Consider the following 10,569-nt stretch of genomic DNA (forward strand, 5'->3'; position numbering starts at 1 on the left):
TACTAAACTTTCGAATAGCGAGGAAGTCTAAGTTGCAAACTTATAAAATACAAGCAGTTTGAAACATTCAATATTATTACTTTTATTAGTATGTAGTAGTACCATATTTGCACAACGTTTTACTTTAGATGGGCAAGTAAAAGATCCAAATAATTTAGCGTTAGAGGGCGCAACCGTTTATGTACAAAGTTTAAAAGACAGTATTACCATGGCTTATGGTATTACCAATAAAACGGGGCAATTTTCAATAAATATAAATGCTGAGGATGCTAAGCAACTATTGTTTAATGTGGCTTATTTAGGGTATAATCCTTATGCTAAAAATATTGATGTTCCTACCGGAAATAAACTTGATATCGGAGCTGTTACTCTATCGGATGCTGTTGAAGAACTAGATGTAGTTTCTATTGTGGCTAAGGCACCACCAATAGTAATTAAAAAAGATACCATAGAATATAATGCCGATAGTTTTAAAACGCTTCCTAATGATAGAGCCGAAGATTTACTTAAAAAATTACCAGGTGTTGAGTTTGATATCGATGGAAATATTACGGTAAATGGCGTAGAGGTAGAGGCGATTAACGTAGATGGAATGTCTTTCTTTGGTGAAAAAATGGGAGATATTGCTCTTAAAAACCTACCAAGTAACGTAATAAGTAAAGTGCAGGTTACCGATTATAAATCGAATTTACAAAAATTTACAGGTGAAGAGTCTGATTCGGGAACCAAAGAAATTAACCTAAAAATTAAGAAAGGTAAAAATAGAGCCTTTTTTGGCGATTTAAATGGTGGGGTAGGTACAGATGATAAGTATCAGGCTAATGCTAATTTATTTCAAATGGTAGATGGTAAACAAATCGGGTTTATTTCCGGGACCAATAATATTAATATGCGCCGGGGGTTTACGGCATTACCAGACGCCCAATCTAGTAATGGTTATGTGGAATCGGATTTTATAGGAACCAATTATTCTAAAGGCCGATGGGATGAAACCCGCGTAAACGCCAATTATAAATATAGCGCTAGTAATGTAGACAACAGTAGTACGCGTTTTCGTGATAACTTTTTACCTAATTTAAATTATACTACAGATACAGAAAGTCATAGTAGTACAGATAGCGATAACCATAGTGCCGATTTGGATTTAAAATTCTTAATTCCATCAAAGAATAAATCAAAAAATGGTAATAGTAATAAAATACAACTTTCAAACGATTTTAAATTTAATAGAGATACTAGCGATTCGTTCTCAAGTTCTAATACAGAATCAAATTCTAAAGACGGTAGTGCTATAAGTGAGTATGAATCGAAAAGTGAATCGGAATCCAACAGTACCAGTTTTGATAATGAATTAAGCGCTATTGTGAAAACGGGTAAAGGAAAAGATTTTTTTAACCTAAGATTAAGTACCGATTTTGATAATTCGGAGTCGGATTCAAAAAATTATTCCGAAAATAATCTGATTCAAAAGGGAACCATAGAAAAACAAGATCAAATAAGAACTACAAATAATTCAACTTCAAATATTAATTTTAATGGGTATTGGTTTAAAGAGTTGTTTACCGATTTTAGAATTATTCCAAAGTTTAACGCTACAGTTAATACTAACAAAAACGAAAAATATGTATATGATTTTAATGAAACAGACAGTGATTATACAGATTTTAATAACCTTCAAAGTTTTGACAGTAAATATATAGCGACTACCCTTAGGCCTGCATTACGTTTTAGATATGAACTTAATACCATTCGTTTTGAAGTAGAAGGCGCTTATACAAACACCCTTAGAGAATATACCGATCAGTTGGATGCTAATCGTAATTTTGATGCCGATTTTAAATATCTTACCTATTCAGGTAGAATTCGTTACCGTGATGAAAAAGGCTATAAAAATATATCTTTAGATTATAATCAAAATGTCGATTTACCATCATCTTCAGAATTACAACCGGTTGCAAACGTAAGTAATATAACGCATATTGTAACGGGTAATCCAGATTTAGATCCAGCGTTAAGTCATAACCTAAGATTTAGATATCAAAACAATTTAGCTTTTAACAATATTACCATTAGCGGAAATGCTAGTGCAAAGTTTGTAGAAGATAAAATTATTAACTCTACAGTAACAGATCCTGATAATTTAAATAAAGAAACCACATACGATAATATTAATGGCGATTATTCGCTTAGCGGAAATGCTTCAATTTCAAAATCATATTATAGCCAAAATACAAGCATCAATCTTAATGCGAGATTTAATGCGTCTTTTGATAATAATATTTCTTTACAAAATGCTGTTAAATTTACAGGAAAAAGTACCGTTTATAAACCATCAATAGGTTTTAGATATTCATATAATAAAAAGTTCGATTTTGCAGCCAATTATAGTTATTCATTAAATGAAACAGAGTATGATACCGATGCTTTTAATGATAATGAATATTTTGTGCAAAATTTAAAATTCGATTCTTCTATATTCTTTTTAAAGAATGCTTTTTTCTCCAATAAAATCGCTTACAGATATAACAGTCGAGTGGGAGATGATTTTGATGGCGATGCTGTATTTTGGAACGCAGGTTTAGGCGTACAGCTTTGGAATGATAAAGCTACAATAACCCTGGTAGGATACGATATTTTAGGCAACAATAATGGTTACCGCCGCTCGGTAACAGAAACTTATATTCAAGATATTGAAAACAAAATTTTAGAACAGTATTTTATGCTAACTTTTTCTTTTAAATTTGGAACTGTTGCAGGACAAAAAATGAATGTTAGACCCAGTCGAGTTGGTAGCCCAGCTAGGTATAGCGGCGGAGGCGGAAGCAGAGGCGGACGCTAATCGTGTTCCTTTAAACTACAACCTAAAGTATATTAAATGTTAAGAATAGGGTTTGTTAAAAATTTCATTTTAATAAACCCTATTTAAATGAAAAAATATGCTTAAATTTGCACGCAATTATAATCATAATTGCAACATGACTGCACACGAAAATAAAATTGTAGGAGAAGGCTTAACTTACGACGACGTTCTTTTAGTCCCAGCTTTTTCCGAAGTACTTCCAAGAGAGGTTAGTATTCAAACAAAATTTACACGAAACATTACCATTAATGTCCCGATTATTTCGGCAGCAATGGATACGGTTACCGAAAGTAAAATGGCTATTGCCATGGCACAAGAAGGCGGTATTGGCGTGTTGCATAAAAACATGACTATAGAGGCACAAGCCTTAAAAGTTCGTCGTGTAAAACGTGCAGAAAGCGGTATGATTATCGATCCTGTAACCCTACCATTAACAGCAACTGTTAAAGATGCTAAAAACTATATGGCAGAATATAGCATTGGTGGTATTCCTATTGTTGCAGAAGATGGTACTTTAAAAGGCATTGTAACCAACAGAGATTTACGTTTCGAGCACGATAATACACGTGCTATAGATCAAGTAATGACTAAAGAAAACTTGGTAACCGCAGCCGTTGGTACTTCTTTAAAAGATGCCGAAGCTATTCTTCAAGAACATAAAATTGAAAAATTATTAATTGTAGACGATAGTTTTAAATTATCAGGTTTAATTACGTTTAGAGATATTACTAAACTTAGCCAAAAACCAAATGCAAATAAAGATCAATACGGGCGTTTACGTGTAGCAGCGGCCTTAGGCGTTACTGCAGACGCTGTAGAAAGAGCCGAAGCATTAGTTAACGCAGGTGTAGATGCTGTCGTTATCGATACCGCTCACGGACATACATTAGGTGTTGTAGCCGTATTAAAAGAAATTAAAGCCAAGTTTCCAAAGCTCGATGTTATTGTTGGAAATATAGCAACCGGAGCAGCCGCTAAATATTTAGTAGAAGCTGGAGCCGATGCTGTAAAAGTGGGGATTGGCCCAGGGTCCATTTGTACCACTCGTGTGGTTGCAGGTGTTGGATTTCCTCAGTTTTCTGCAGTTCTAGAAGTTTCAGCAGCTATAAAAGGTACAGGAGTTCCCGTGATTGCCGATGGTGGTATACGTTACACGGGTGATATTCCTAAAGCCATAGCCGCAGGAGCCGATACGGTAATGTTAGGCTCACTTTTAGCAGGAACCAAAGAATCTCCAGGAGAAACCATTATTTACGAAGGACGAAAATTTAAGTCTTACCGTGGAATGGGTTCTGTAGAAGCCATGAAACAAGGTAGTAAAGATCGATATTTCCAAGATGTGGAAGACGATATTAAAAAATTAGTTCCAGAAGGTATCGTTGGTCGTGTACCTTACAAAGGCGAGTTAAACGAAAGTATTCATCAATTTGTAGGCGGTTTACGCGCCGGAATGGGGTACTGTGGAGCCAAAGACATCGAAACCTTAAAAGAAACGGGGCAGTTTGTTAAAATTACATCTAGCGGTATAAACGAAAGTCATCCGCACGATGTAACTATCACTAACGAATCTCCAAATTATTCAAGATAGATTCTAATATATATAATTAAAAAGTCCAACCGGAAAGGTTGGACTTTTTTTGTGCTTTGTTTTAAAGTTTTTTTGGCGTTACCCGAAAAAGGGTCGGGCTATACGCTAAAGTTTTGGCTCGATGCGCGCCTCGCCAAAAGCTACCGCTGCTATCCCTAACGCCTCTACTTGCTAAGTTTTGTACTAATCGAAAGTTATGTTTTATCAACTTCTATTTCAACTAATAAAAAAAGGCTCTTTTAAACCTTAAATCGTCGGTAAGCTATTCGTTTTTCGTCATATACGACCAAGAAAAACCACCGCAGCCACTCTCTAAGTTACTTGAATCCGAAGGCTCTTCGGCATTTTCAATCTCCTCTTGAGATTCAGCACTAAAAAAAGATTGGCAGTAATTAAAGTTTCCATCTGTTATATTTGTAAACACAAATTTGCTATATAAACTCGGGTTATAAGCATCATCCACATCGTTTTGGCAAATAATATAATCATCACCAATAGCTACAACGGTATAAGTACTATATGGCGACTCTATAGTGGCTTCAGAAAAGGTATAAACTTCGTCAAAGTTAGAAGTCCAAGTTCCAGATATTAGACTAATTAAATCATTTCCGTTATCGTCATCCGAGTCGCAAGAAATTACTAAAGATACCGTAAGAAGCAATGCTAAATAAATTAATTTTTTTAGTTTCATTTTTTTGTAATTGTTAATTGAATTTTAGTTGTTTGTTTTTAAGAAAACGCCAAGTTATTATTTTTATACAACATAGCCATAATGGTTTTAGTTTCATTTGTTGTAATTATTTTTCTTAAAGTCATTTGCTTTTTTAGCGGGATCAATTTTAGTTTGTGGGGCTTCTTTTAATAAAATCGCAATAATTTAAAGGTGAATAAAAATTATAAAGAAAAGCAGTAACAAAAAAAGTCCTATAAAATACATTTATAGAACTTCTTTATAATTTTAAGGCTAACTATAGCCCTCAAAATATACTTAATATGTGTCGTAATGGATTAGTCTTTAAAAAGTCCATCCATAGAAAGATAGCGTTCGCCAGTATCATAATTCATGGTTAGTACTGTTTTTTGGCTATCAATGGTTTCTAATTGTTTTCTAACCGCCGCTAAAGATGCTCCAGTAGAAATACCAACCAAAATACCTTCTGTTTTTGCTATATTTTGTACTTCAGAAAAAGCTTCTTCTTTGGTAATTTTAATAGCCCCATCAATTGATTTAATGTCAAATGTTTCAGGAATAAATCCTGGTCCAATACCTTGTAAAGCATGTGGTCCTGGTTCTCCTCCAGAAATTACAGGAGAATCGTTTGGCTCTACGGCAAATACTTTTAAACCGGAAAACTTTGCCTTTAAAACTTTAGACATACCCGAGATATGTCCACCAGTCCCAACTCCGGTAATTAAATAATCGATGCCTTCAGGGAAATCGTTAGCAATTTCTAAAGCTGTTGTTTTTGCGTGTATTTCGGGGTTGGCTGGATTTGTAAATTGAGAAGGCATCCAAGCATTTTTGTTGTTTTTAACCATCTCATTTGCTTTTGCAATGGTACCTCCTAAACCTTGCTCTTTAGGTGTTAAAACTAAATTTGCGCCATAAGCCGCCATTAATGCTCTGCGCTCAACCGACATAGATTCTGGCATAACCAATGTAAGTTTGTAGTTTTTTACAGCAGCAACCATAGCTAAACCAATACCCGTGTTTCCAGAGGTAGGCTCAATAATGTCGGTGTCTTTGGTTAAAAGACCTTTTTTCTCTGCATCCTCAATCATGGCCAATGCAATTCTATCTTTTAAACTGCCTCCTGGATTGTATTTTTCTAGTTTCATCCATACGCTTGCATTAGGAAATAATTTACTCAATTTTACAACTGGAGTATTGCCAATACCTTCTAAAATGTTATTAATTTTCATATGTGTGATTGTTTTTTTATTCTTTGTCGTTTTTTTATTTAAAACAGCAAAGAGAATAGGTTTTTATTAGAAATTTAAAGTTAATGATTTTTAGAGTTGTTTTTCTTATATAAATGTTAAAGCTAGATGAGGTGGTGTTTTATGGCTTTTATATTATTTATTGTCTTTTTTTAATAGTTTGATCAAGTTGTAAAAATTGTACGTCCTAAGGTGTTTAAATTAGGGGGTGAAAAAAGCAACGCTTAAAAGACAAACTAAAACTAATTTTATTGTTTATAACCATTAGATTTAATAGTAGCGTATTTTAAACGAAGTTTAAAATAGTTTAGTTGCTTGGTTTTATTTTAGATAATTTAGGGAGTTCAACAATAAAACTTGCTCCTATTGCGCAATTCTTTTTTAACGAAATGTTCCCGCCATTTAATTCTACAAATTCTTTGCAAAGCACTAAACCTAAACCGGTACCTTTTTCATTATTGGTTCCGGTGGTCATCAACTTTTCTTCAATTTTAAAAAGTTTTTCTATATTTTTTTTAGGGATTCCAATTCCGTTATCTTCCACAATAATTTCTATTCGTTTATTTTTAATAGATTGTTTTATTTTTACTGTACCTCCTTTGTTGGTAAATTTAATGGCATTAGAAATTAAGTTTCTAAAAACGGTGTCTATAGTGTTTCTGTCTGCTTTTACAACGATATCTTTACTTATGTTGTTTACCAATTCAATTTCTTTTCTATTAGCATTTTGTTGTTGTAGATTTATGTTTTCATTTATTAATTCCCAAATCGATATAGGTTGTGGGTTTAATTTAATACTATTGGTTTGCGATCTAGACCAGCTAAGTAGATTTTCTAATAATTTATAAAGCTGCGAACTTGAATTGTAAATTTCTTGTAACATGGCCGCCTTTTTTTCTTCAGAAAAAGCCTTGGAATCTTGAAGTAGTATATTAAGTAATCCTAATAATCCAGAAAAAGGACTTTTTAAATCGTGAGCGAGAATGGAAAAAAACTTATCTTTTGTATCTACAGAGTGTTTTAATTCTTTAGTTCGTTCTATTACAGTTAGTTCGAGTTCGCGTTTAGATTCTATTAAAATATTTTCTGTTTTCTGTCGTAAATTTATAATGATGTTTATTAAAATAAAGCCCATCCCAAATAAGAATAGCATGATAGTTATTAATGTTTTCTGTATAAAATAGTAGCCTTTTAAGGCTTCATCTTTATCAATTTGTGTGGTAACTTGAATGTTTAGTTCTTTATCCCAAATGCATATTTTAAAAATATCTTGACCACTAATGTCTATAGTTTTATTTAGAGTATGTCCATTACAGATTATAGAGTTATCGGTGTCATTGGACGTATTTAAAATTTTTAGAGACTTATTTAAGTTTTTAGCGTTTAAATTTTCGCTTTCTTTTAAAAGCGCATTGAAGTGGCTGGAGGTTACTATGCGTCCTATACTATTAACGCCATAAGTTTCTCCCGTTTCACCAATTTTACCGAGTTCTAATATCCTAGAAAAATCTTTTTTTGTATCTAAGCGTAAAGAAAAAGCTGCAATAATAGTTCCTTCATGTATTATTGGGGTTACTAAAAACATAGTGTGCCATGCCCCATTGCTGTATTTACTGTTTAGAGCTACGTCAGATTTTATGGGAGGAATTAGTACTGTTTCTCCTTTAAGCAATACCTTATCTAGTAATAGTTTGCTTTCTTTTGCCATTAAATTTACGGTGCCTGTATTGGCATTTCGCATAGAAAATATACTGATATAGTTAGGGTCTATTAGAAAGACGCCTAAATCCTCTTTGGCACTTAAAATGGGTTGAAAAAAGGCTCTTAATTGCGGGGTAATACTGGAGGATGTTAAGGAGGTGGAGTCTTTTTTTAGTTTTAAAAGCTCTATCGTTTTATCTACTAAAAACTTGTTTTTTGATAACTCTTTAATGTTGTTTTTTCGTGAATATAGCCACTGTTTAAGGGCTTCGTGGCAAGATTTATTAGCGGTAACTAATGATGTTTCAATGGTTTTTGTGCTAAAACTTTTTAGTTGGTTTAAACTGAAAGAAATAAAAATGATAGTAATTATAAAGGATAGAATAAATAATATATATTCATGCTTTTTTAGGGATAATAACTTTTTCATTGCGGGCAAGAATGTATGGTCAAATTTTGTTGTAAGTTACAATAATGGACAATAGTTTACGGCTGGTGTTTTTATTTTTATTGTATTATTAATTTGTTGTTAATATAATTGAGTATTTTGTTAATAATGAGTGTTTTAAATCTTAAAAACATGTTTATTTAAGTTATAGTTTATCAATTAGTTTTTTTACCTATTATAATTTTATGATCCGCTATAGTTTAGAGTTTTTTGTTTTTATTTAAAGTTACTATGTTACTTATAGCCTATTTGAATATTTTTGGGTAAAAGCCTGATAATAATATTTTGCTTGGATAATTGGTCTATAATATGGTAATCACTTTGTGAAAGTATTTCTTCATATGGTAATGTTGAATGGTTTTTAATTTCAGGCTATTAGATTAAAAAAAATGCAAAGCACTAATTACTATTAGATTTAAGTTTTTTGTAAACTTCCTCGAAAATAGAAAGCCGGTCGGCAAGAACAATTAAGGTATCTTGATCTTCAATTTGTGTTAAACCATTTGGGATAATATAGCTGTTTTCTCTTTTTATCATGGCTATTATAGCGTTTTTAGGAAATCCTAATTCTACAATTTTTTTGTTTACAGCCATGCAGTCTGGAGTTATTAAGATTTCTTTCATTTCGGCTTTTGGATTTTCAGCCAATAGTAAATCGGTTGGACTAAGCTTTTTTTGTGTTTCAGGAACTCCTACTTTTAACCATTTTGCAACAATAGAAAGTGTGGTCCCTTGAATTAAAATTGACGTTACAGAAATAAAAAATACAATGTTAAAAATCATATGGGCTTTATCTATTCCTGCTAAAAGCGGATACGTAGCAAATACAATAGGGACGGCGCCACGCAAGCCAACCCAAGAAATGTAAAACCTTCTTTTTAACCTCATTTTAAAGAACATAAGGCTAATAAATACACCTACAGGTCTGGCAACAAGAATTAGGAATACCGAAATAAGTAACCCAATACCCATATATGGAATAATTTGAGAAGGAAAAACAAGTAAACCTAAAGTTAGGAATAGTACAATTTGCATAAGCCAAGCCAAACCATCGAACATTTTTAAAATGGTTTTTTTATGGATTAGGTCTTGATTACCTAAATAAACGGCACAAATATAAATGGAAAGAAACCCGTTACCTCCTATAAAGTCTGTGGCCGAAAATGTAATAAACATCAGGGTAATAACTAAAACAGGGTAGAGCCCTTCAAAGTCTAGTTTTATTTTATTGATGATGTATTTACTGGATATGCCAAAGGAAATTCCGGCGATACCCCCTAAGAGCATTTGTTGTAAAAATATAGGAATTATGGATATAAAACTTTGGTCTTGATTGATTACTAAAGTTAAAAAAGCAATGGTGAGAACATAGGCCATAGGGTCGTTACTTCCGCTTTCTAACTCTAATGTGGGGCGTAGATTGGTTTTTAAAGCTAGATTTTTAGAACGCAAAATAGAAAATACAGCCGCGGCATCTGTAGAGGATACAATAGAGCCTAATAATAAACTCTCATAAATAGTAAAATCTGTTACAAACCATACAAACGTACCAAGGGAAACCGCTGTTAATAAAACACCTAAAGTAGATAGCATAATACCTTCTCGAAGAATGGGTTTAACCGCTGTCCAGTTGGTATCTAGTCCACCAGAAAACAAAATGAAATTTAATGAAACTATACCTATAAATTGCGCAAGTTTGGGATCGTCAAAAAGGATACCTCCAATACCATCGGAACCTGCAAGCATACCGATTCCTAAAAAGAGGAGTAAAGTGGGGACTCCAAATTTATAAGATGTTTTTCCGGCAAGAATACTTACCAAAAGTAATAAAGAGCCTACTAAGAGTATATTTTCAATAGTTAAGTTCATTTTTTATTATTTGAGACTTCACTTACAAATATACAGACATGCAGGTTAAATAGATATATAAATATGACCTTATTTCTTTTTTTAATATTTAAAATTTTAATATTTAAAATAGTTTTCAGTTAAATAAAAATAGGAGGTGTAACTGCTTTTATGTGAAGTTAA

At 32.7% G+C, this 10,569-nt stretch carries 6 protein-coding genes; 2 read left to right on the plus strand and 4 right to left on the minus strand.

The annotated features are described in order from the left end of the window. The first annotated feature begins 58 nt into the window (after positions 1-58). Positions 59-2,839 carry an outer membrane beta-barrel protein gene (locus tag FQU21_RS02335; protein ID WP_147676416.1) on the plus strand — a complete coding sequence of 927 codons (2,781 nt, stop codon included), beginning with the start codon at positions 59-61 and terminating at the stop codon, positions 2,837-2,839. A gap of 136 nt (positions 2,840-2,975) precedes the next feature. Beyond that, positions 2,976-4,448 carry an IMP dehydrogenase gene (gene guaB / locus FQU21_RS02340; RefSeq protein WP_147676417.1) on the plus strand — a complete coding sequence of 491 codons (1,473 nt, stop codon included), beginning with the start codon at positions 2,976-2,978 and terminating at the stop codon, positions 4,446-4,448. 262 nt (positions 4,449-4,710) lie between these two features. Here the strand turns inward: guaB and FQU21_RS02345 are convergent, their stop codons facing one another. From FQU21_RS02345 to FQU21_RS02360, 4 genes are all read right to left on the minus strand, one after another. Continuing rightward, entirely contained in the window at positions 4,711-5,139 is a 429-nt protein-coding gene (locus FQU21_RS02345; protein WP_147676418.1) for a hypothetical protein, read from the minus strand. Positions 5,140-5,456: 317 nt separating this feature from the next. Beyond that, positions 5,457-6,371, minus strand: coding sequence for a cysteine synthase A (gene cysK, locus FQU21_RS02350; RefSeq protein WP_147676419.1), 915 nt, complete (start codon positions 6,369-6,371; stop codon positions 5,457-5,459). Positions 6,372-6,696: 325 nt separating this feature from the next. Beyond that, on the minus strand, positions 6,697-8,520 hold the full coding sequence (locus FQU21_RS02355; RefSeq protein WP_147676420.1) for a sensor histidine kinase: 1,824 nt from the start codon (positions 8,518-8,520) through the stop codon (positions 6,697-6,699). 417 nt (positions 8,521-8,937) lie between these two features. Next, positions 8,938-10,407, minus strand: coding sequence for a potassium/proton antiporter (locus FQU21_RS02360; RefSeq protein WP_147676421.1), 1,470 nt, complete (start codon positions 10,405-10,407; stop codon positions 8,938-8,940). Positions 10,408-10,569 lie beyond the last annotated feature (162 nt).

This window comes from Algibacter pacificus (assembly GCF_008033385.1).
Lineage (GTDB): Bacteria > Bacteroidota > Bacteroidia > Flavobacteriales > Flavobacteriaceae > Algibacter > Algibacter pacificus.